This window comes from Hymenobacter telluris (assembly GCF_017313265.1).
Lineage (GTDB): Bacteria > Bacteroidota > Bacteroidia > Cytophagales > Hymenobacteraceae > Hymenobacter > Hymenobacter telluris.
In genome coordinates this window covers 41328-62168 of the sequence record NZ_JAFLQZ010000023.1, presented here as the reverse complement: position 1 = coordinate 62168, position 20841 = coordinate 41328, and the positions used below count along the sequence as shown (strand labels likewise).

Sequence of the window (20841 nt, the reverse complement as noted above, 5' to 3'; positions counted from 1 at the left end):
TAAGCTCACCACTTCACTGTTTCACTTTTGAGATACTTCGTTCCGTTTCAGCAGTTGCGGCAGCAACCCACTATTGTGGTAGACAGCGTGGGCCTGGGCGCGGCGCTAACGTTGGCCCACTGGCGCGGGGCCGCCACGCCCGAGCTGCTGCGTGACGATACCAGCGCCGGCTCGGTGCTCCGGGCCCTGCACCGCCCCGAAACGCCCGGCCTGGATGCCGCCGCTGTTACGGCCAACCACTTCGATGTAGATGGTTTTGTGGGGGTGTGGAGCTTGCTGAATCCGGCCCTGGCGCTTCGCCACGAGCACCTGCTCCGCCTCACCGCCACCCTCGGTGACTTCCGGGAACTGGATTTCCGCGACCCACTGGCCGACCATGCGCTGCGGCTGGTATGTTGGCTGAATGCCCGCGAGAAAGAGCTGTTCTACGAGCCGTTTGGGGCGCCCGCCCTGCGCCGCCGCGAAGACGAAGCTTCCGCCGAAAAGTTCGAGTGGTTTCTGCCGCGCTTTCAGCAGCTCCTGGAAGACCCCGAAACCGACCGCGCCGCGTGGCAGCCGGAGTATGAGCGGGTGCAGCAAGCCGTGGCAACCATGCAAACCGCCGCCACCCGTACCACTTACCCCGAAATAGGCTTGGCCGTGATACGCGCCCCCGAGCCGCTGCCGTACTACGCGCTGTTTGGCAGTACCGCCGGCCTGGATATGGTGCTCAGTATCTACAGTGGCCAGCGCTACGAGTTCGAGTACAAATACACCACCTGGATAGACCTGGAAAGCCGCCCCACGCTGCCACGCCTGCCCCTCAACAACCTGGCCGCCCAACTCAACGCCTTAGAGCAGGCCCCCCACCGCTGGACTTTCGACGGCGTTACCGATACCGGCCCGCTACTGCGCCTGGCGGGCAAAACCCTCCGCAAAGCCCAGCGCTACGCCGACCCCGACCAACGCCCCATTCATGCGTCAAGCATTTCGCCGGAAGAAATGGAACAGGTAATTGTTAGCTATTTCCGAGAGACATACGCTGGCATAGCCCCGAAACGCTACTGGACGTGGGCGGAAATCAAAGCCGCAGGGGCGGAGAACATCAGTATCTAGCCGCTATACTGAACTGTAACAACAGTGAGTAGTAGAGGCCGTCATGCTGAGCTTGTCGAAGCATCTCTCCCGTGCTAGTATATGATTTACTTTGGCAGTAGAGATGCTTCGGCAAGCTTAGCATGACGGGCGGAATACATGCGGTGGTGACCGGAAAAAGCTGACAGCCAGCAGCTAACAGCTCCAACCATCATACTTCCACGCCGAAGCCAATAACCTGCAAGGAGCTGACGCCCCCTGCGCCCTTGCGGACGTTGATTTGGGTGGTGACTCGCTCTTTCAGGGCTTCGACGTGGGAGATGATACCGATGGTTTTGCCGGTGCCTTGCAGCATTTCCAGCGCCGAAAGGGCCACATCCAGCGTGTCGGGGTCGAGGGTGCCGAAGCCTTCGTCGATAAAGAGCGTGTCAATCTGGGTGCGGCGGCTGGCCAGCTCCGACAAGCCCAGCGCCAGCGCCAAACTCACCAGGAAACTCTCACCGCCCGACAACGAATTCATGCTGCGGGTGCTGCCGCCCTGGTACTCATCCACGATGAGCAGGTCGAGGTGCTCGTCGGGGTTGCGGAGGATGCGGTACCGGTCGGTGAGGCGGTGCAGGTGGCGGTTGGCGAGGTCGGTGAGGCGGGCCAGGGTGAGGCCCTGGGCAAATTCGCTGAACTTCTTGCCATCGGCCGAGCCAATAACATCGGCCAACTGACGCCAGCGCCGGGCTTCCTGCTGCTGTGCCACCAGCTGCTCGGCTAGGGCGGCGTGGCGTTCCTGCCCGCTGCGGTGGTCGTGGAGGCGCTGCTGCCGCTGGCCGAGCTGTTGGTTGAGGCTGGCCAGTTGCTGCTTGTTAACTTCCAGCTGCTGATTTATCGACTCGCTGGGCTCCTGGGTGAGGGCGCGCGCCTGTTCCTGCTGCAACTGCTGGGCTACGTCGGTGAGCGTCTGTTGCGTGACGGCCAGGGCCTGCTCGTGCCGCTGAAGTTGGTCGGCGAGGCGGCGGACTTCCGGGTCGGGGAGGAGCAGGGCGGTGAGGGCCGTAGGGTCGGGGGCGAGACCCGCCGCGCGGAGGGCGGCCGTGAGGGTTGTGTACTGCTGTTCCCGAAGCTGTTGCTGTAGTGCCACTTCCTGCTCACGCTGCGCTAATTGGGTGCCGGCCAGCACCAAGGCAGTTTCGTGCTGCTGAAGCGCTTGCTCGGTTTGCTGGCGCTGGGTTTCCGCGCGGCGAATGGCGTCTTCTAATTGCTGCCGGGCTTGCGCTACATCGGGGCCGCTGAACAGTTGCTGCCGGTGGTGTTTCTGGGTTTGAATGGCGGCGTGCTGGTCGAGGAGCTTCTGCTTACGGGCGCGCAGCCAGGTGTCAAGCTCCGCTTTCTGGCGCTCGGCTTCGTCGGCGGTTACACTACTGCCGCTTAGCTCATGGGTGGCTTTTTCGCGCTCCTGCTGCTTGGCAGTGAATTCCAGAATGCGCTGGCGGGCCTGCTCCATCAGGGCGCGGCCGTTTTCTTCGGTGAACACCAGCCCGAAGTTTTCCAGCTGACTTTGAATCATCTGGCGGGCGGCGGGGCCGCGCTCCTCGGCATCGGCCATCTCTTGTTCCAGCGCCGCCACCATCTGGGCGTACTCCTGCTGCTGCCGGGCGGCGGCTTCCTGCTGGCTGGTGGCCTGCGTGAGGTGTTGCTGGGCCAAGGCGTGTTGGTCGCGCAGGTCTTTAAGCTGCTGTACCAAGGCCCGCACTTCTTCGGCCGCCGCTTTTTCGCTGGTTTCGGATAGCAGCTGAATGGTGTCGGAATAAGGCTCAACGGATTCCGTGCCGGCTTCTTCCAGCATCGTCACGTAGGTATTCAGGCGGTTGAAGCGGGTGCCCAGCGCCCGAACCTTCTGGCTCAGGTCTTCCTCGCGCTGCCGGTCGTGCTGCAACGAGTCTTCGCTCACTCCCAATACGCCTGCCATGTACGGGTGCTCAGTGGCCCCGCACACCGGGCAGGGCTGGCCGGCTTCCAGCAGCTGCCGCGTATCGGTGTGCGACAAAATCAGCTGCTGCATCTGGAGGCTGCGGCGCAAATCGTCCCAGTGCTGCTGCTGCGTTTCCTGCTCGCGCACCAAACCGGCCACATGGTAGCGCAGCCGTTGCAGCCAGCCGGTGCGTTCTTCCGAAGCCGCTGCCTGCCGGGTGGCCAGCACCTGAAGCTGCCGACTAGCCTCGGCGGCCACTTGCTGCTGGCGGGTGGTGGCGTCGGTGGCATGCTGCTGCCGCTGGCGCGCTTCGTGCAGGCGCTGGCGTAACTGGCCCAGCTCGGCCTTCAGGTGTTCCCAGTGTTGCAGGTTGGCCGAGAGGTCGGGCAGGGTTTCGCTTAGCTCACTTACGTTGGCGTTCAGCTCCAGCCACTTCGTTAGGTCGCGCACTTGTTCGCGCAGGGTGCGGGTGCGGCTGGTGGCTTGCTCGGCCTTCGCTTTCAAGGCTTTGCAAAGCTCGTTTTTCTCTTCGTATTCTTCCTTGGCGGCTTGCAGCAGCTTTTCCACTTCGCGCACTTGGCTGTCCAGCTGCTCGGCTTCGCGTAGTTTGGGTTCCTGCTCCTGGCGGGTGGCGGTGGCAGTTTCGTGGGTTTGCTGAGCGGTAGTACGAGCGGTGGCGGCCGCGTCGCGGAGCTGCTGCAAACGAGGCAGCTGCTGCCGAAACTGGCTTGCTTCCTGATGCAGGCGGCTGATGTGCTGGTCCACTTGCCGGAGTAAGGCCCAATCCGTAGCGAAAGGTGCCGCCTGGGTGTGCAGGTCGAGGCGCTGCCGGAGAGGGGTGAGGGTGTGGGTTTGGGCCGCCAACTGCGCTTGCCGGGCCTGGCTTTCCTGGTGGCGCGTGCGCAGCTCCTGGAGGCGCCGCAGCCACGTTTGCATTTCCTGGAGCTTCTGCTGGGTGGTGTTGGCGTCCGCCAACTGCTGCTGCAAGCCCTGTACTTCGGCTTCCAGAAAAGCCACCTCTTCCGGCGAAAGCAGCACGACGCCGGCCAGGCCCGTGCGCAACGTGTCTACCTGCTGCGCTTCCAGCTTGGCTTTCTCGAAGGCCGCCCGCGAGATGTCGGAGTACTTTTTGGTGTCGGTAATCTTTTCCAGCAGCTGGGCCCGCTCACCGGCCGTCGATTTCAGAAAGCGGGTAAACTCGCCCTGGGCCAGCAGCACCGAGCGCAAAAACTGCCGGTATTCCAGCCCGCTCAACTCGGCCACCCGCAGCGGCACCTTCGACTTATAGGTTTCCAGAAACGGCCAGGTTTCGGCGCCGTCGTCGGCCACTTTCCGCTCGCTCAGCTCCATGCGCGGGTCTTGCAGCTTGCCATCGGGGCGCTTGCGGGCGCGGTACTGGCCCCATTTCGAACGGTATTGCTGGCCGTTCACTTCAAACTCCACTTCGGCCCAGCTTTCGCCGGTGCCGTGGCTCATTACCTGCTCGGGGCTGGTGGTTTCGTGGCGCGGCACCTGCCCATAGAGGGCCAGGGTAATGGCGTCGAGGATGGTGGTTTTGCCCGCCCCGGTGGCGCCCGTAATGGCAAATAGGCCCGCATCCGAAAGCGGCGTCAAGCTGAAATCCACGCTATGCTCGCCACGCAGGGAGTTAAGGTTAAAGAAACGGACGCGGAGGATTTTCATGCGTGCAAATCGGCGGAAAGGATAACGCAAAGGTAAAACGCTTAGCGGGAGCTTGGGCTACTAAGGCATGTAGCACAGAAGCCACAGGAAATCCGTTCCGCGACGAGCAACGCGAATTCCTACGCGCATGGTGCAATACCGAATACTCGCGGTGCTCGTCGCGGAACAGATTTCCGCGCTACACGATCCGAATTTTCGCTTTACTTGCATCTGCTTCTCTTCCAACCACCCTCGTATGTCCCGACTGCTTCTTGCCCTCCTGACGCTGCTGTCTTTCTCCGCCACTGCCCAGGCCCCGCGTGACCTGGCCGCTTTGGTGAACCCGCTGATGGGTACCGATTCCAAGCCCAGCCTGTCCAACGGCAACACCTACCCGGCCATTGCGCGGCCCTGGGGCATGAACTTCTGGCTGCCGCAAACCGGCAAAATGGGCAGCGGCTGGGCCTATCAATACTCGGCCGACAAGCTCAAGGGCTTCAAGCAAACCCACCAACCCTCGCCCTGGATGAACGACTACGGGCAGTTCAGCGTCATGCCCATCACCGGCAAGCTGCGCTTCGAGGAAGACGACCGGGCCAGCTGGTTTTCGCACAAAGCCGAGGAGGTTACGCCCTACTACTACCGCGTGTACCTCGCCGACCACAACATCACCACCGAGCTGACGCCCACTGAGCGCGCCGCCCGTTTCCGCTTCACGTTCCCGCAAACCGACAGCGCCTACGTGGTGCTCGATGCCCTCGACAAAGGCTCGCACGTGCAAGTGCTACCCAAGCAGCGGCGCATCATCGGGTACACTACCCGCAACAGCGGCGGCGTGCCGCAGAACTTCAAGAACTACTTTATCCTGGAGTTCGACCACGACTTCCTGAGCACCACCATCTACCAGGACAAGGTGCTGGACAGTAAGCTGCTGGAAGCCACCGCCAACCACACGGGCGCCGTGGTAGGTTTCAAAACCCGCAAGGGCGAGCAGGTGCAGGTGCGGGTGGCCTCGTCGTTTATCAGCCCCGAGCAGGCCGAGCGGAACCTGGGCGAAATCGGGCAGGACAATTTCGATACGGTGAAAGAGAAGGGCCGCGCCGCCTGGAACGAGCAGCTGGGCCGCGTGCAGGTGGAAGGCGGCACCGACGCCCAGCAGCGTACGTTTTATTCGTGTTTGTACCGCTCGTTGCTGTTTCCGCGCAAGTTTTACGAGCTGGATGCCCAGGGCCAGCCGGTGCACTATTCGCCCTACAACGGGCAGGTGCTGCCCGGTTTCCTTTACACCGATACCGGGTTCTGGGACACGTTCCGCTGCCTGTTTCCGTTCCTGAACCTGGTGTACCCCGACGTGAACAGCCAGATGCAGGCCGGCCTGGTGAATACTTATAAGGAAGGCGGCTGGCTGCCGGAGTGGGCCAGCCCCGGCTACCGCGACGTAATGGTGGGCAACAACTCGGCCTCGGTGGTGGCCGATGCTTACCTGAAAGGCCTGCGCGGCTACGACATCAACGTGCTGTATGAAGCCATGCTGAAAGGTGCCAACGCCCAAGGCCCGCTGGAAGCCGTAGGCCGCGCCGGGGCCAGCTACTACAACAAGCTCGGCTACGTGCCTTATGATGTTAAAATCAACGAAAACGCCGCTCGCACCCTGGAATACGCCTACGACGACTTCGCCATTGCCCAGCTCGGGCAGGCGCTGGGCCGGCCCAAAAAGGAAGTGGCGCTCTACTACAAGCGCAGCCAGAACTACCGCAACCTCTTTGACAGGCAAACCAACCTGATGCGCGGCCGCAACCAGAACGGCACGTTCCAGACACCCTTCAACCCCTTCAAGTGGGGCGACGCCTTCACCGAGGGCAACAGCTGGCACTACACCTGGTCGGTATTTCATGATGTGCACGGGCTGATGACGCTCATGGGCGGCCCCAAACCCTTCGTGGCGGCCCTGGACACGGTGTTTACCTTGGCCCCGGTGTTCGATGCTTCGTATTACGGCTCGGTGATTCACGAAATCCGGGAGATGCAGATTGCCGATATGGGCAACTACGCCCACGGCAACCAGCCCATTCAGCACATGGTGTACCTCTACGCCTACGCCGGCCAGCCCTGGAAAACGCAGTACTGGGCCCGCGAAGTGCTGAACCGCCTCTACCTACCCACTCCCGACGGCTACTGCGGCGACGAAGACAACGGCCAGACCTCGGCCTGGTACGTCTTCTCGGCCTTGGGTTTCTACCCCGTATGCCCTGCCACCGACCAGTACGTGCTAGGCGCGCCGCTCTTCCCCAAAACCACGCTGCGCCTGCCCAACGGCAAAACCATCACCCTCAACGCCCCCGCCAACAGCGCCACCAACCGCTACGTGCAAGCCGTGCGCCTCAACGGCCAGCCCTATACCCGCAACTACCTCAGCCACGCCGCCTTGCAGCAAGGCGCCACCGTGGATTTTGAAATGGCCGACCAGCCGAACACAAGCCGCGGTATTGGCGCTGATGATGCGCCGTATTCGTTTTCGCGGGGGAAGCGGTAGTGAAAGTCGAATAGATAAAGCCGATAGTTATGAGTGCGTCTAGCTCTTACGTCTATTTCGCATTAAAAAGGAGACGACTTTGACCCTACTGAAATAACTCGCACTTTAGGTATTGAACCAACTAATGCTTGGCGAATAGGGGATAAAGGCAAGTATGTCCCTGGAATGAAGTTTTCTTGCTGGGAGTGGTCAACGGAGAAAGGCAAAGAGCATGTTCTTATTGATGATCTGGTTGATGAAGTGCTATCTAAGCTAGAAGGCAAGGAGGAGCTTATTGTCGCGCTGAAACAGCAATTGGGGCTGGAATCAGTTCTGGAAATTGTTCTGGATATTGATATAAATGAAGAGAAAACCACGCCGGCGTTAGGCCATGATTTACGGACAATCAATTTTCTGTATCGTACTCAAACCTATACCGACGTTGACATTTATCGTTATGATTCCCGCGAGAAAGAATAATGTTAGAACGAGGTTGGACTGCTTCAGAAAATTGTAAATAGGGTTTGTAATGGGTGTTTTAAACAGGTTGTTCTTCGTTGAAGACGAAAATGATAAGATTCCATTCGCTGAATCTCAACTTACGAGTGTGCAGTTCACGAATAAGACAAATAAGCTTAAACGGCTCTGGTTTGAGCCAACTTGCGTCGAAGTTGAGTTGGACGCCGAAACTGAGTATATGCTCGTTTCAAAAGATAATACTTATGCTATAGATTTTGAAAACGATGTAGTTGTTGTCTTTCAGCAGTACACTTTTGCTATGCAACTGTATAAACGCGCAATAAGTGAAAGGAGAAACGAGGCCAAAGACTGGGTGCTCGACGTTGATTATTCTTGATGTAAACAGTTGATTCCTGCCTTGCCAGCTTCAACGCCACCCTCCGGAGCTGATAAAGCCAATGGCCGCTCTACCACGCTTCCTGGTGCTAGCGGCTCACCAAATCAAACACTTCCCCATTCACAAGCTCATACCGAATCAGGCCGTCCTGCTTATCCCAGAAAAAAGCCTGTAGCTGCCCGCCACCGTAGATGATGGCGTTCCGGCCTTGCCGGAAAACGTAGGCGGCCGGGTAGGTTTTGCCGGTGGTACTCAGGGTGCAGGCCTGCTGCTGTAGTTTGGAAAGAATCTCCCCCTCTTTGGAAGCGGTAAGACACTCCAGGCCGGCTACGCTGAAGGACAGGTCGGCAGGACGCTCGGGGTTGTTTTTGCGCAGATTCACCACAAAGTCCTGGTTCTTCTCGTTGTAAATGGAGCTGGAGCGCAGCACAATCTGGGAGAAGATAGGCTGAAACTTGCCTGATTCCATCCAGTTGCAATCAGTGTTGGTGTGCCACTCCTGTGGCTTCAGCACTGTGGCCGTATTGGTATTGCCCCGGTTGCTATGGAAAACCACCTGCTGGCCTTCGATATAAGAGCCAAGCCAGGCCCGTTCCTCGGGTAGCAGCGCCACTTCCTGGCAGGTAATGCATCCCGTAAGCAGAAGAGTGAGGGAGGAAAGCAGCTTTTTCATAAGTAGCATAGGCTGATGACAACCCTATATACGCATCACGCCTATGGATGGGCTTGTCGTGGGTTGATAGCATAGGCAAAGCTGCTTATGAATTACTGTTTCGGAAGAACCTTGGAAGCTCTACCTTGCCAGCTTCCACGCCACCCAGATTGAAGCTGATGAAACTACTGCCACCTACTGTAGCTCATATAAACTAACTCATGAAAATTCTGCTTGATATAGATGGAGTTTTGGTGACAACACCAATTTGGCGAACATCAGAATTATTAGTCGACGGCTTTTTGAAGTTCAATGAAAGAGCAGTAAACAATCTGGTGTATATTATTTCTGAAACAGGCGCATCTGTTATATTAACAACTACACATAGGATTAAATTTCCCTTGGAGAAGTGGTATTCATTATTCGAAAGAAGAGGTATAGTGATAAAAGATATTTCAAAAATTAATGAAAAAGAATCTATTGATTCGCTAGGGAAAAGAAGTGATGAAATTCAAGTATGGGTAAACCAGTTCGGTGAAACCGAGAATTATGTGATTATAGACGATGATTTGTCAATAAATAGTTTGCCTGAATTAATCAAAAGCAGATGGGTAATGACTAAGCCGATGATTGGGCTAGATAAAGAAGCAGCTGACAAGGCGTTAAATATTTTACAAAGACAGAGCAAGTAGAATTGTCTATTCTAGCGTCCTATCACATAGTTAGTATTCCTGTACCTTCCTACCACGCCCCTTCCTGAAGCTGATGAAACTACTGCCGCTTGCTGCGCTGCTCCTTGCCACCGTCCCAACCTTCGCCCAGAAAGCCAAAACCACCGAAAACCTCGTGCAATACGCCAAGCCACTGGTGGGCACGGCCCGGATGGGGCACACGTACCCCGGCGCCACGGTGCCCTTCGGCATGGTGCAGCTCTCGCCCGATACCGACACGCTGAGCTATGAGCTGAACGGTAAGTACAACCCCCGCATGTACGAGTACTGCGCCGGCTACCAGTACGCCGATAAAACCATCGTCGGCTTCTCGCACACCCATTTCAGCGGCACCGGCCACTCCGATTTGGGCGACTTTCTGGTGATGCCCACCACCGGCCCGCTCCAGCTCAACCCCGGCACCGCCGACCAGCCCGAGCGAGGCTTCCGCTCCCGGTTTTCGCACCAGAACGAGGTAGCCGAGCCCGCCTACTACCGCGTCAGGCTCGATGACCACGACATCCTGGCCGAGCTGACGGCCTCCAACCGGGTGGGCATGCACCAGTACACGTTTCCGCAGTCGGAGCAGGCGCACATCATTCTCGACCTCACGGCTGGCATCTACAACTACCCTGATAAGAACGTCTGGACCTTTGTGCGGGTGGAAAACGACACGCTCGTGACCGGCTACCGCCAAACCCACGGCTGGGCGCGCACCCGCACCGAGTATTTCGCCATGTCGTTCTCGAAGCCGTTCGTGAGCTACGGCAGCCGCAACCTGTCCAAAAAGCAGGTGTACCGCGGCTTCTGGGGCCGCTTCGACCAGTCCAAGAACTTCCCCGAGCTGGCCGGCGAGCAGCTGCGGCTGTTCTTCGATTTCAAGACCACGGCCGGGGAGAAGGTGAAAGTGAAAATGGCCTTGTCGGGCGTGAGCACCGAGGGGGCGCTGCGCAACATGCGGGCCGAAGTGCCGGGCTGGGACTTCGAGGCGGTGAAGCGGGCCGGACAGGCGCTGTGGCAGCAGGAACTAGGCAAAGTGGTAATTGAGTCGCCGAAACGGGCGGACAAGGAGAACTTCTACACGGCCATGTACCACGCCGCCCTCAGTCCCACCACCTACATGGACGTGGACGGCCAGTACCGCGGCCTCGACCAGAACATTCACCGGGCGGAGGGCTTCACCAACTACACGTCGTTTTCGCTCTGGGACACCTACCGCGCCCTGCACCCGCTCTATAACCTGCTGCAACCCCAGCGCAATGCCGACATGGTGCAGTCGATGCTGGCCCACTTCGACCAAAGCACGATGCACATGCTGCCCATCTGGAGCCACTACGCCAACGAAAACTGGTGCATGATTGGCTACCACTCGGTGCCCGTGGTGGTGGATGCCGTGCTGAAAGGCGTGGTGCCCGCCGACCAGGCCCAGCGCGTCCTCGATGCCTGCGTGGCCACCGCCCACCAGCCGCGCTTCGACGGTATCAGCTACTACGAGCAGCTGGGCTACGTGCCCGAGGACAAAAGCGGCTCCTCGGTATCCAAAACGCTGGAATACGCCTACGACGACTGGTGCATTGCGCAACTGGCTAAAAAGCTAGGCCGGACGGACATCGAAGCAGAGTTCAGCAAGCGGGCCCAAAACTGGCAGAATGTGTACGACAGCCGTATTAACTTCATGCGCCCCCGCCTCGCCGACGGTAGCTTCCGCCCGCGCTTCGACGTGCTGAGCACCCACGACCAAGGCTTCATCGAAGGCAACGCCTGGAACTACAGCCTCTACGTGCCCCAAGACCCCGCCGCCCTCATTGCCAAAATGGGCGGCGAGAAGAAGTTTCTGCCCCACCTGGATTCCCTGTTCACCATGCACCTGCCGGATAAGTTCTTCGCCGAAACCGAGGACATCACCCGCGACGGTATCATCGGCAACTACGTGCACGGCAACGAGCCCGCCCACCACGTGGCCTACCTTTACAACTGGACCAGCCAGCCCCACAAAACCCAGGCCCGCGTGCGGATGATTCTGCCCAAGATGTACCGCCCCACCCCTGACGGCCTCGGCGGCAACGACGACTGCGGGCAGATGTCGGCCTGGTACATCTTCTCGTCTCTGGGCTTCTATCCCGTAGCGCCCGGCTCGCCGGAGTACGCCCTCGGCAGCCCTGCCATCCACGGCGCCACCATCAATCTGGAAAACGGCAACACCTTCCGCATCACCGTCAAAAACCAGAGCGACAAAAACGTCTACGTGAAGGAAGCCCGCCTCAACGGCCAGAAAATCACGCGGCCGTTTTTGCAGTATGCCGATGTGGTGAAGGGCGGGGAGCTAGTGTTTACAATGGCGGGAAAGCCGTGAGGATGTAACAAAGCATACAGAAAATATGTCAAGCTTAGAACTTCCAAAAACAACCCGATTCGCTGAAAAAAGTGAGGTGCCGCGCGCCTATTGGGAGAAAATAGCAGCACGCCAGGAAGTACACTTTATAGAAGGATACGTGCTGACAGATGTGAAAGACTCTGAGCAATTGTTTCGCTTCTACGCTGAGGTGAATGTCAATAATTCGCGCTTATGGGAACTGCTGCTGAACTTAACAAGCATGTTGCCGGATGTATGTGCTTGTCTTTTCTGCCCGTATGAAGGCGACGTAACCTACGGCGAGTATCAGGATAAAAAACTTATACTAACTGTGTTGGGGTCTTTGCAAAAAGAGCTAACCGCAGACTGCCGTTTGGAATTTGGCCTTATCTACAACGACGATGATACTTTAGTGGAAGTGTACGTTGCCGAATCGAAGTTTATCAAAGTCTGGGGTATAGATCAGCCGCACTTCGAGCAGATTATGAAGCAGTATGGCATTCCAAGATTTGAGGAAATGCGTTTTGTAGATGAATTTCCTAAAGTGGTAGTTCCTTTAACTACGCTTGACGCAGAAGCCAAGACAACTGAAGAAGTACTCGATTTGCTGGGGGAAACATTTTCCGAATAGCTTATAAACTATCAGTCCTCAAGTCAAAGCATAGAAAAATGGAGGAGTCAAAAGATCAAACACCTAATAGTCCATCCGCCACCAACCCCATCACCCCCAAAGTGACAGGTATCGGCGGTATCTTCTTCTTCTCCGATAATCCAAAGGAAACGCGAGAATGGTACGCCAACAATCTGGGGTTGGAAGTCAACGACTGGGGTTCCACGTTTGAGTCGCGTAGCGTGGACAAGCCGGAGCAGGTAAACTCGCTGCAATGGAGCCCGTTCCAAACCGGCAGCGACTATTTCGCGCCGTCCACCAAAGGCTTTATGATCAACTACCGGGTGCAGAACATCGAAGGGCTGGTGGATAAGCTCAAAGCCAGCGGTGTCGTGGTTCTGGATGATATTGCGAGCTATGACTATGGCAAGTTCGTGCACATTATGGATGCGGACGGCAACAAGATTGAGCTGTGGGAACCAGCAAGCTAGGCTGCGCTCAGCATGACCGTTTGAGAATCTTCGGACACAGTACAGGTAAACAAAAAACTGCCCGCCTTACGCCAAAACGGGCGTGGGGCGGGCAGCTTGGTACTTCAACGAATGCGCTATTCGTTACCGGTGAAGCTGGGGGGGCTGACGCTTCTGTTCTTGTTGCGGTTGTAGAGGTAGGCCGCGCCGGCGGCTAGCAAGGCACCGCCCATCAGCTTGCGGTTGAACCCGCCGGAACGAGGAGCAGAGCCGTAGGACTCAGACGAGGTATCCACGGATTTTCTACCCCCAAATAAACCTGAAATCAAGCCGCCCAACGTGCCGCTGGGGCTATCTGAACCGAATATACCCATGAGTGACAAAGAAAAATGGTGATGCCTTTTTAACGCAGTTCAGCTTCGTAAGGTTGAGGGCGTGTTGTCTGAGTGGCTTGCAACTTTCCGGGTAGAGGCCTCTGGTGCCGCAAGCTTCCTCAGTAGCAGGCGTAGCCCGTCAATGAATGGATAAGCTGCTACCGCAGTACCGTAGCAGGAGTTGGTTGCCAGCCGTCTGCACCCGGCGCGCCCAGTTGCTGCCAGGCCTTAGCCGAGTGGGGGAGGGGTTAGTGCCAGGCCACGTTCTGCCTGATAATTCGGGCGGGAACCCCACCGGCCAGGCAGCCGGCCGGAACGTCTCGGGTAACCACGGCCCCGGCGGCTACAATGGCGCCGTCGCCAATGGTTACGCCCTTCAAAATAGTAACATTCATGCCGATCCAGACGTGGTTGCCGATTTTGATGGGACTGGTTTTTACATGGGGCGAAGAAAGGATGTCGTGGTCATCGGAGTCTCGTATCGTGACGTTATCTGCAATGGCCACATCCTGCCCGATTTCTATTCGGTGCAAGCAGGTGATACTTGCATTATGGTTGATGTAGCCGCTACCCAAAACCAGAGTGGCACCCTTATTAACGTAGATTCTTGCGCCGGAATAGATAGTAAAATTCCCGGGCACCTCCAGCGTAGCCTGCTCAGCCAGGGCCAGCAGAGCCGAAGCATACTCTTGCGGCACCCAATAGCCATTCATGGTGAAGTGGGCCGCAACCGCCAGCGTACTGCTTGCTGCCATGTGCAGGGCGGTGTTCCGGTTGATGTAAATAAAGCCCTTGTCTTTGTTCAGGGAATTGGCCTTCAAGGTATTGAAGATTCCTAATTGCCGGCGCTTTTCCCAAATGCAGTTAAGTAGATATAGCTTATGCTCGGTAGGCATGGGTACAGGATTGGGGATAAAATAATAGAAGCAGCGCGGTGTACCGGCGGCTAGATACTATTGTCGGATTATTGGTAGGGAATAGAACGGAAGGAAAGCAGGAGAAGCGGGAAGGAGTGGGCCACTTCTATTTTGCTCGCCTCATCTCACTGGCTCTTGAAAACCTTGTTCAGAAACTTCACCGTGTAGTTTAGCGTGGGCTCGAACCACGGGTTGAACAGCGGGAACGTGTGCGGCGAGTCCGGAAATGTATGGGTTTCGTGGTAAATGTGGAAAGCATCAAGCTGCTTGATCATGTCTTCGCGGCCCGCGTGCATGCGGTCTACCGCGCTGTTGATGAACATGATAGGTGGGGTTTGGCTGGTTACGTGGTTGAGCGCCCCCGCCTGGTGCCACAGCTCGGGCTTCTCGGTTTTGGACGCCCCGAACCAGTAAGTAGCGGCCGAAGGGCCTTTGCTGTCGTTGCCTTCGCCCGACTCGGGGTGGATGAAAGCCAGTGTGCCATCCACATCTACTATGGCCTGCACGCTGCTGGAATGGCTGGTATGGCAGCTGGCGCCTTCCAATGTCGGGTCGTGGCTGGTGGTGCCCACTAGGGAAGCCAACTGCCCCCCGGCCGAAAAGCCCCAAACTGCAATTTTGGTGGTGTCCAGGTTGTAGGTTTTGGCGTTAGCCCGCAGCCACCGAATGGCACCCTTCAAATCGTGCACTGCGGCGGGGTACAAGGCTTCGGTGGAAAGCCGGTAGTCGGCCGTAACGGTTACGTAGCCCTGCGCCGCCACTTGCTGCGCTATGGGCATGTGGTGTGACCGGTCGCCGGAACGCCAGCCACCCCCGAATACGAACAAGACTGCCGGATAGCCCTGCTTGCGCCGGGCTTTCGGTTGAAACACGTCGAGCTGCAAACTGCGGTTACCAATGGTGCAGTACGTGATGTTGGTTTGAGTCCGGATAGTGGTGGGTACGGCTGGCCGCGCAATACTGATTGCTGGATAGTTTTTCTTCGCCTTAGTAAAAGCGCTGTGCACCGTAAAGGAAGTGTCGGGCGGAGCGAGTACCTGCGCCGATACGGGTTGGATACCAACAAGCAGCAGGTAACCAGGCAGGAACCACGCGGGCAGCAGTGAAATAGGGCGAAGGCTGTGCATGCGTTGCAGTTAGTTGTCTTGGTTGATTAGGTTGACTACCAGCGTTACCATGGTATCCTTGTCTTCGGGCTTGCTTTCGGCAATGAGCAGGGTAAGGGCTACCAGGGCGTTATCGGCGAGGCGCCGGGAGCCATCGGGCTTGTATAGGCACTGGTTCCGGTCGAGAAACCACACGAACAAGAAGGCCGCGATGCGCTTGTTGCCATCAGAAAACGAGTGGTTCTTCACTACAAAGTAGAGCAGATTGGCCGCTTTTTCCTCCACGCTGGGGTACAGGTCTTCGCCGCCGAAGCTTTGGTAGATGCTGCGTACCGAACTCTGAAACGACGCATCTTTTTCCCGGCCAAACAGTACGCTTCCACCAAACTGCTCCCGCAGACTGTCCACAGCCTCCAACCCGGCTTCGTAGGTTAGTTCAAACGGCTCTTCGGTGGCGGTGCCTTGCACGCGCAGGCGCTGGTGGTCGTACTGGTCGAGCACGTCGAGGGCGTGGGCGTAGTCGCCGAGTACCCGCAGCAGCGCATCCGACTGGCCGGCGGTAAGCTCCTGCTTGGTGGCTATTTCTGCCTGAAGCTTTACCAGCCGTTTCAGGTCGTTTAGCTGCCGGGTGCTTTCGCGCAGGCGCCGCTCATTCAGCGCGTAGCCCTCCACTAAGTACTGCCGCAGAATACTGGTGGCCCACTTGCGAAACTGGGTGCCTTTAATGGAATTGACTCGGTACCCAACCGAGATGATGGCGTCAAGATTATAATAGCTTACAGGCCGGCCGCCAGAAGTTTTATGCATTTTTTGCATAGAACTAGTAGCAACGCCCTCTGCAATTGACAAAGGAGTGACTTGCAGCTTTTGCGTACTGCTTTCCTCTTCCAACTCACCACTGATAAATATATTTTTCAGGTGGCGGCTGATAACGCCTTGGTCACGGCCAAACAACCCCGCCATCTGCGCTTGAGTCAGCCAGACGGTTTCGTTTTGGAGGTGTACTTCCAGCTGGGTTTGCCCGTTGGGCGACTGGTAAAGCAGGATGTCGGGAGAAGAGGACATAAACGACTAGGCAAGTGGCGGCAGCAAGCTACTGCAAATACGTTTCTATCCTGCCCGATTATGCCCTGCTACATCCGCTCCAGCAGCTCATCAAACGTGCGCAGCAGCTCCGTCCGGATGGCTTCGGGCTCTGCTTCCAGGCGCTGCTCGAATACTTCGCGCTCCGTGAAGTCGTGGAGGCTGCGGGTGAGGGGTTCCTCGGAATCATCGGCATCAGTTCCAAGGGCGCGGAGTTTCACCAGCCGGAAGTGGCGGCGGGCCAGTACTTCCAGCTGCTTGCGGTCCAGGGCCTGAATCACTTTAAGCAGGGCTTCGGCCACTTCCAGTTGCGTCAATTCAGAATGAATTTGCACGTCCACCCAGGCGGGCAGCAAGTAGCCGGTGTTATCGTAGGAGGTGAGGCCCTGGGTTACTTCATCGAGGGTGCCGTGGAAGCGGACCAGCCGCCGCGCGCCGGGTACGGGCAGGGCTTCCAGCGTGTGCAGCTTGCCGCCGTTGAACTCCAGCAGCAGCACTTCCTTGGGGTGGTCGATTTCCGAAAACGACAGCGCAATAGGAGAGCCGGAGTAGCGGATATGCTCCCGGCCGCCCACCCGCTGCGGCCGGTGCAGATGCCCCAGCGCCACGTAATCGAAGATTTCGGGGAAATGGTCGGCCGTAATCTGGCCCAGGTTGCCTACGTGAATGGTGCGCTCAGAATCGGAAGGGGCGGCACCGGCGGCGTAGAGGTGGCCGGTAGCCAGCACGGGTAGCCCCAGGTCTTTCAATTGCCACACTTGTTCCACTTCGGCTATACGGCTGTAGTGGTCGGCGAGGCCTTGCTTGATGCGGGCTTCGCGCTCCTCGGCCGTTTCGCCGGGTACTGATAGGCGCACGTCCCGGTCGCGCAGAAAGGGCACGGCGCACACCACCAAACCGGGCTTACCAGCGGCATCATCGAGCACCAGCACCTGCTCTTCAAAACAATCCGGTACGCAGCCCACCACGTGCACGCGCAAGTGGCGCAGCAACCGGGCGGGAGCGTTGAGAGTGGCCGGCGAATCGTGGTTGCCGCCTACCACCACAATGTCGCGGCAGCCGGTGCCGCGCATGTTCAGCAGAAACGAGTAGTAGAGCTCCAGGGCCTGGTTGGAGGGCGAACCGGTATCGAAAATGTCGCCGGCTATTACCAGCACTTCCACTCGTTGCTCCCGCACCGTGGCTACCAGCCAGTCCAGAAAGTGGCGGTGCTCCTCGGTTCGTTCGTGGCCGCTGATAAAGCGCTGGCCCAGGTGCCAGTCGGCGGTGTGCAGAACTTTCATACCGGAAATCGTGATGATGTAAAAGCCAAAATTAACCTTTGCCGCGCCGATTTTCTCTGCAATTTGGCGCAGCTCGCTCACAACAGTATCTGCAAGCAGATAAGTTTGCCAGCGGCAGTTCGTTCAGTTTCGTGAGGGGTAGCTCGCCTTCGTAGTTTCAAGTACCGCCCAGAAAAACCCGCAACAACTATGGCTGATTCCGTTCCCGCTATTTCTGTCCCGCTGATTTCCTTGCGCGTCGGGCTTCCGCAGGCACTAGGAGCGCCCAATGCAACCGAGGTGCTAAACCGCCCCTGGACTTCGGCCATATACAAGCAGGCGGTAGCAGAGCCGGTGTGGCTGGATGCACTCAACCTCGCCGGCGATGCGCAAGCCGACCAGCGCAACCACGGCGGCCCCGACCAAGCGCTATGCGCCTACCCCGCCGTGCATTACACCTACTGGGCTGAGCGCCTGGGCTTGCCACTGGCAGCCGGTAGCTTCGGCGAAAACCTGACCATCGGCGGAAACTGTACCGAAGCCGACGTGTGCATTGGCGACGTGTTTGCGTTTGGGGAGGCGGTAGTGCAAATCTCGCAGCCCCGCTCGCCGTGCTGGAAAATTGCGCGGCGGTGGCAACTGCCGTTGTTTTCGCAATGGCTCCAGGAAACCGGCTTCACCGGCTGGTATCTGCGGGTGCTACAGCCCGGCCTGGTAAGCCCAACCGACGTGCTGCACCTATTGGAAAGGCCTCATCCCGAGTGGACAGTAGCGCGGGCCAACTCGGCCAAATACGAGCAGCGCCACGACCGGGAACTGATAGCGCAACTAGCGGCTTGCCCGGCGCTAGGCGAGCATTGGCGCCGCAAAATGCAGGGCCGCACCGATGGCTCTCTGCCCCTCAACGATGACGCTAACCGATTGGTAGGGCCGAATGCCGGCCAGTAATTCAGTAAGTGTCCTTGGGAATAGCCTGGAAAACAGAAAGCCCCAACCAGTACTGGATTGGGGCTTTCTGTTTTTTCTGATGATACTATGTTAATGCACCGGCTGCTTCTGGAACGTGGTAATGGCCTCGCCCAAATCATGCACGGGCACGTGGTCGGGCAGGGCGGCATCCAGGATGCTGGCCCCGGCCGCGGAGCGGTAGCCACCGGCGCAATGCACTAGCACGGGCTTGTCGGTGGGTACTTCGTGGGCCCGCTCGCGCAGCTCCGGCAGCGGAATGTTCAGTGCGTTTTCAAAAACCGGCTGCTGGGCTTCGGTGCGGTTGCGGATGTCCACGATGGTGAAATCCTCGGGCCGGGTGCGCACGTGGGCTACGTCGGTTTCGGGGCTGGTAACCGGGAGCTGCTGCGGCGTAATCAGGGCGCCCTTGATGTTGACCTCGTAGCCGATTTTGGCGGCTTTGCGCATCACCGTGTCCAGGGCAATCTGCGAATCGGCTAGCAGGTAGAACTGCTCTTTCGGGCCAACTACCGAGCCTAGCCAGGTTTCAAACTTGCCGCCGTCCATCAGGTTGATGGCGCCGGGCAAGTGGCCGGCCCGGAACTGCGCGGCGGGCCGGGTATCAATAATCAGGGCGTTGGGGTCGAGGGGGGCGTCGGGTTGCAGGCGCGGTATCCGCCGGAGGCTTTCTTCGAACGGTAGCGCACCTTGCTTGTTCAGCACCACATCATGCCCGAAATACTTGGGCACAAACGGCTGGTCTTCCAGCAGCACCTTCACAAAATCGTCCTGCGACATGGGCTGCAAGGCGTAGTTGGTTTGCACTTCCTTGCCGATGGTGCTGTCGAGGTCGGTGCTGGTGGTTTTGCCGCACAAACTGCCGGGGCCGTGGGCCGGGTACACCTTGGTGCTCGGCGGCAGCGTCATCAGCTTCTGGCGGGTGCTGTTATACAGGTCAACGGCCAGGTCTTCGCGGGTGTGGCCCCCCACGGCGCTGTCTTCGCGTAGGTCGGGCCGGCCCACGTCGCCCACAAACAGCGTGTCGCCGGTGAATACGGCGCGGGTATGCGCAAACTCGTCCATGAGCAGCACACAAATGCTGTCGGGCGAGTGGCCGGGGGTGTTGATGGCGTGCAGCTCCATGTTGCCCAGCGTTATCCGGTCGCCATCATCAAACGGGTGGTGCGGGTAGGTTGCCTTAACCAGTTTGCTGCAATAGATAGTGGCGCCGGTTTCCTCGGCTATTTCGAGGTGGCTGCTCACGAAGTCGGCGTGCGGGTGCGTCTCGATAACGGCAATAATGCGCGCGTCGTGCTCGTCGGCAAAATCGTAGTAGGGTTGGGGGTCGCGGGCCGGGTCGATGATGGCTACCTGGCGGCCACTGCGGATGGCGTAGCTCGCGTGGGCCAGGCCTTTATCGTAAAACTGCTGAATTTGTACCGACGCGGTACTACTGGGCAGAGGACTCATGGGGTGATGGATGTGGTGGATGCGCAGCCGGCCGGGGGAGGTGACACCGGGCGCATATTCTCAAATATAAGCAAGTGCAATGCTACCTAAACCGAAAACCAAGGAAAAGTATTCTTGGCAGGATGCCAGGCAATGGATGGCGGATGAGCTAGCCAGGGTGGCAGTCAGGTAGTTCTTGGTAGCCGCCAACAGAATGGTAGCCCACAAAAAAGCCCCAACCATATTGGCTGAGGCTTTTTCAAAGAATTGATGAGCAAGTAGCTTAGGCTTTCACTTTTTGCTTCATGCCGCCGGCTTTCATTTTGTCGCGGCGGTTGTCTGTCCGCTCGTCGCGCAGCTGGTCGTACTTGGTGAGCTGCTCGGGCGTCAGCACGGCTTTGAGCTGGGTTTCGTATTTGTCGCGCAAGGCTTTCATTTCCTGGCCGGCTCCCTGGCGCGAGTCGGCAGCGGCGTATTTGCCGCGCAGGGTGGCCAGCTCCTGGTTTTCGGCCAGCGCAATGGCCTGAACCTTTGTGGTTTGGTCGGCGGTCAGGCCTAGCTGTGTGGTGAGGCGTTTGGTTTGCATTTCGGCCCGCTGCTCAGGCGTGAGGTTGCCGCGGCCCTGGCCCATGCGGTTGCCCCGGCCCATGGGGGCTGCGTCGGTGGATTGGGCGTTGGCTGCGCCAACGGCGGTCAGAAGGCAAGCGGCTAGTACTACAAGCGTCTTTTTCATGAGAAGGTGTGTCTGTGGGGTTGATTCTGGCCGGTTAGAGCAACGTGGGGCTGCAAGGTTTAATCAGGTTTGCCTCTGCGTAGGACAATCACCCACTAGAAGCGGAC

16 protein-coding genes and 1 pseudogene are annotated in these 20841 nt (G+C 58.2%); 8 read left to right on the top strand and 9 right to left on the bottom strand.

The annotated features are described in order from the left end of the window. Positions 1 to 27: 27 nt before the first annotated feature. Positions 28 to 1095 (top strand): DUF6687 family protein, encoded by a 1068-nt coding sequence (locus tag J0X19_RS22700; RefSeq protein ID WP_206986705.1) that lies wholly within the window; start codon positions 28 to 30, stop codon positions 1093 to 1095. Positions 1096 to 1285: 190 nt separating this feature from the next. On the opposite strand, the gene J0X19_RS22695 is transcribed toward J0X19_RS22700, so the two are convergent. Continuing rightward, positions 1286 to 4720: an AAA family ATPase gene (locus J0X19_RS22695; RefSeq protein ID WP_206986704.1), complete on the bottom strand. Its 3435-nt coding sequence runs from the start codon at positions 4718 to 4720 to the stop codon at positions 1286 to 1288. Between the two features lie 235 nt (positions 4721 to 4955). Here J0X19_RS22695 and J0X19_RS22690 point away from each other — a divergent pair, with 235 nt between their 5' ends. Both J0X19_RS22690 and J0X19_RS22685 read left to right on the top strand, forming a co-directional pair. Then, a complete protein-coding gene (locus J0X19_RS22690; RefSeq protein WP_206986703.1) occupies positions 4956 to 7232 on the top strand; it encodes a GH92 family glycosyl hydrolase in 2277 nt (758 codons plus the stop codon). An 81-nt stretch (positions 7233 to 7313) separates the two neighbouring features. Next, positions 7314 to 7691 (top strand): annotated as a pseudogene (locus J0X19_RS22685) (DUF4279 domain-containing protein); the annotation flags it as partial. 464 nt (positions 7692 to 8155) lie between these two features. On the opposite strand, the gene J0X19_RS22680 reads toward J0X19_RS22685, so the two are convergent. Further along, complete coding sequence (locus J0X19_RS22680) at positions 8156 to 8740, bottom strand: hypothetical protein (RefSeq protein WP_206986702.1); 585 nt, start codon at positions 8738 to 8740, stop codon at positions 8156 to 8158. Between the two features lie 200 nt (positions 8741 to 8940). On the opposite strand from J0X19_RS22680, the gene J0X19_RS22675 reads away from it, so the two are divergent. From J0X19_RS22675 to J0X19_RS22660, 4 genes are all read left to right on the top strand, one after another. After that, complete coding sequence (locus J0X19_RS22675; protein ID WP_206986701.1) at positions 8941 to 9411, top strand: HAD domain-containing protein; 471 nt, start codon at positions 8941 to 8943, stop codon at positions 9409 to 9411. Between the two features lie 73 nt (positions 9412 to 9484). Continuing rightward, positions 9485 to 11782 carry a GH92 family glycosyl hydrolase gene (locus tag J0X19_RS22670; RefSeq protein WP_206986700.1) on the top strand — a complete coding sequence of 766 codons (2298 nt, stop codon included), beginning with the start codon at positions 9485 to 9487 and terminating at the stop codon, positions 11780 to 11782. A 25-nt stretch (positions 11783 to 11807) separates the two neighbouring features. Continuing rightward, on the top strand, positions 11808 to 12413 hold the full coding sequence (locus tag J0X19_RS22665) for a hypothetical protein (protein ID WP_206986699.1): 606 nt from the start codon (positions 11808 to 11810) through the stop codon (positions 12411 to 12413). Between the two features lie 38 nt (positions 12414 to 12451). Beyond that, complete coding sequence (locus J0X19_RS22660) at positions 12452 to 12883, top strand: VOC family protein (protein ID WP_206986698.1); 432 nt, start codon at positions 12452 to 12454, stop codon at positions 12881 to 12883. Positions 12884 to 12999: 116 nt separating this feature from the next. On the opposite strand, the gene J0X19_RS22655 is transcribed toward J0X19_RS22660, so the two are convergent. The 5 genes from J0X19_RS22655 to sbcD form a co-directional block, all read right to left on the bottom strand. Further along, positions 13000 to 13158 carry a hypothetical protein gene (locus J0X19_RS22655; protein ID WP_206986697.1) on the bottom strand — a complete coding sequence of 53 codons (159 nt, stop codon included), beginning with the start codon at positions 13156 to 13158 and terminating at the stop codon, positions 13000 to 13002. A gap of 326 nt (positions 13159 to 13484) precedes the next feature. Further along, on the bottom strand, positions 13485 to 14057 hold the full coding sequence (locus tag J0X19_RS25185) for an acyltransferase (protein WP_307788512.1): 573 nt from the start codon (positions 14055 to 14057) through the stop codon (positions 13485 to 13487). 221 nt (positions 14058 to 14278) lie between these two features. Next, positions 14279 to 15280: an alpha/beta hydrolase gene (locus tag J0X19_RS22645; protein WP_206986696.1), complete on the bottom strand. Its 1002-nt coding sequence runs from the start codon at positions 15278 to 15280 to the stop codon at positions 14279 to 14281. Positions 15281 to 15289: 9 nt separating this feature from the next. Beyond that, positions 15290 to 16324, bottom strand: coding sequence for a virulence protein RhuM/Fic/DOC family protein (rhuM, locus tag J0X19_RS22640; protein ID WP_206986695.1), 1035 nt, complete (start codon positions 16322 to 16324; stop codon positions 15290 to 15292). 68 nt (positions 16325 to 16392) lie between these two features. Beyond that, positions 16393 to 17625 carry an exonuclease subunit SbcD gene (gene sbcD, locus J0X19_RS22635; RefSeq protein WP_206986694.1) on the bottom strand — a complete coding sequence of 411 codons (1233 nt, stop codon included), beginning with the start codon at positions 17623 to 17625 and terminating at the stop codon, positions 16393 to 16395. A gap of 189 nt (positions 17626 to 17814) precedes the next feature. Between sbcD and J0X19_RS22630 the strand changes: the two genes are divergently transcribed. Beyond that, the gene (locus J0X19_RS22630) at positions 17815 to 18552 is read left to right on the top strand and encodes an MOSC domain-containing protein (protein ID WP_206986693.1); all 738 of its coding nucleotides are present in this window, start codon (positions 17815 to 17817) and stop codon (positions 18550 to 18552) included. A gap of 90 nt (positions 18553 to 18642) precedes the next feature. Here J0X19_RS22630 and J0X19_RS22625 read toward each other — a convergent pair whose 3' ends face one another. Beyond that, the gene (locus J0X19_RS22625) at positions 18643 to 20022 is read right to left on the bottom strand and encodes an MBL fold metallo-hydrolase (RefSeq protein ID WP_206986692.1); all 1380 of its coding nucleotides are present in this window, start codon (positions 20020 to 20022) and stop codon (positions 18643 to 18645) included. 262 nt (positions 20023 to 20284) lie between these two features. Next, positions 20285 to 20734: a Spy/CpxP family protein refolding chaperone gene (locus J0X19_RS22620; RefSeq protein ID WP_206986691.1), complete on the bottom strand. Its 450-nt coding sequence runs from the start codon at positions 20732 to 20734 to the stop codon at positions 20285 to 20287. Positions 20735 to 20841: the final 107 nt, after the last annotated feature.

What these genes read in the sequence shown, in the direction of transcription:
- J0X19_RS22695 (WP_206986704.1), bottom strand. Translation starts at nt 4,720, where the DNA reads ATGAAAATCCTCCGCGTCCGTTTCTTTAACCTTAACTCCCTGCGTGGC.
- J0X19_RS22690 (WP_206986703.1), top strand. Translation starts at nt 4,956, where the DNA reads ATGTCCCGACTGCTTCTTGCCCTCCTGACGCTGCTGTCTTTCTCCGCC.
- J0X19_RS22680 (WP_206986702.1), bottom strand. Translation starts at nt 8,740, where the DNA reads ATGAAAAAGCTGCTTTCCTCCCTCACTCTTCTGCTTACGGGATGCATT.
- J0X19_RS22675 (WP_206986701.1), top strand. Translation starts at nt 8,941, where the DNA reads ATGAAAATTCTGCTTGATATAGATGGAGTTTTGGTGACAACACCAATT.
- J0X19_RS22670 (WP_206986700.1), top strand. Translation starts at nt 9,485, where the DNA reads ATGAAACTACTGCCGCTTGCTGCGCTGCTCCTTGCCACCGTCCCAACC.
- J0X19_RS22665 (WP_206986699.1), top strand. Translation starts at nt 11,808, where the DNA reads ATGTCAAGCTTAGAACTTCCAAAAACAACCCGATTCGCTGAAAAAAGT.
- J0X19_RS22660 (WP_206986698.1), top strand. Translation starts at nt 12,452, where the DNA reads ATGGAGGAGTCAAAAGATCAAACACCTAATAGTCCATCCGCCACCAAC.
- J0X19_RS22645 (WP_206986696.1), bottom strand. Translation starts at nt 15,280, where the DNA reads ATGCACAGCCTTCGCCCTATTTCACTGCTGCCCGCGTGGTTCCTGCCT.
- rhuM (WP_206986695.1), bottom strand. Translation starts at nt 16,324, where the DNA reads ATGTCCTCTTCTCCCGACATCCTGCTTTACCAGTCGCCCAACGGGCAA.
- sbcD (WP_206986694.1), bottom strand. Translation starts at nt 17,625, where the DNA reads ATGAAAGTTCTGCACACCGCCGACTGGCACCTGGGCCAGCGCTTTATC.
- J0X19_RS22630 (WP_206986693.1), top strand. Translation starts at nt 17,815, where the DNA reads ATGGCTGATTCCGTTCCCGCTATTTCTGTCCCGCTGATTTCCTTGCGC.
- J0X19_RS22625 (WP_206986692.1), bottom strand. Translation starts at nt 20,022, where the DNA reads ATGAGTCCTCTGCCCAGTAGTACCGCGTCGGTACAAATTCAGCAGTTT.
- J0X19_RS22620 (WP_206986691.1), bottom strand. Translation starts at nt 20,734, where the DNA reads ATGAAAAAGACGCTTGTAGTACTAGCCGCTTGCCTTCTGACCGCCGTT.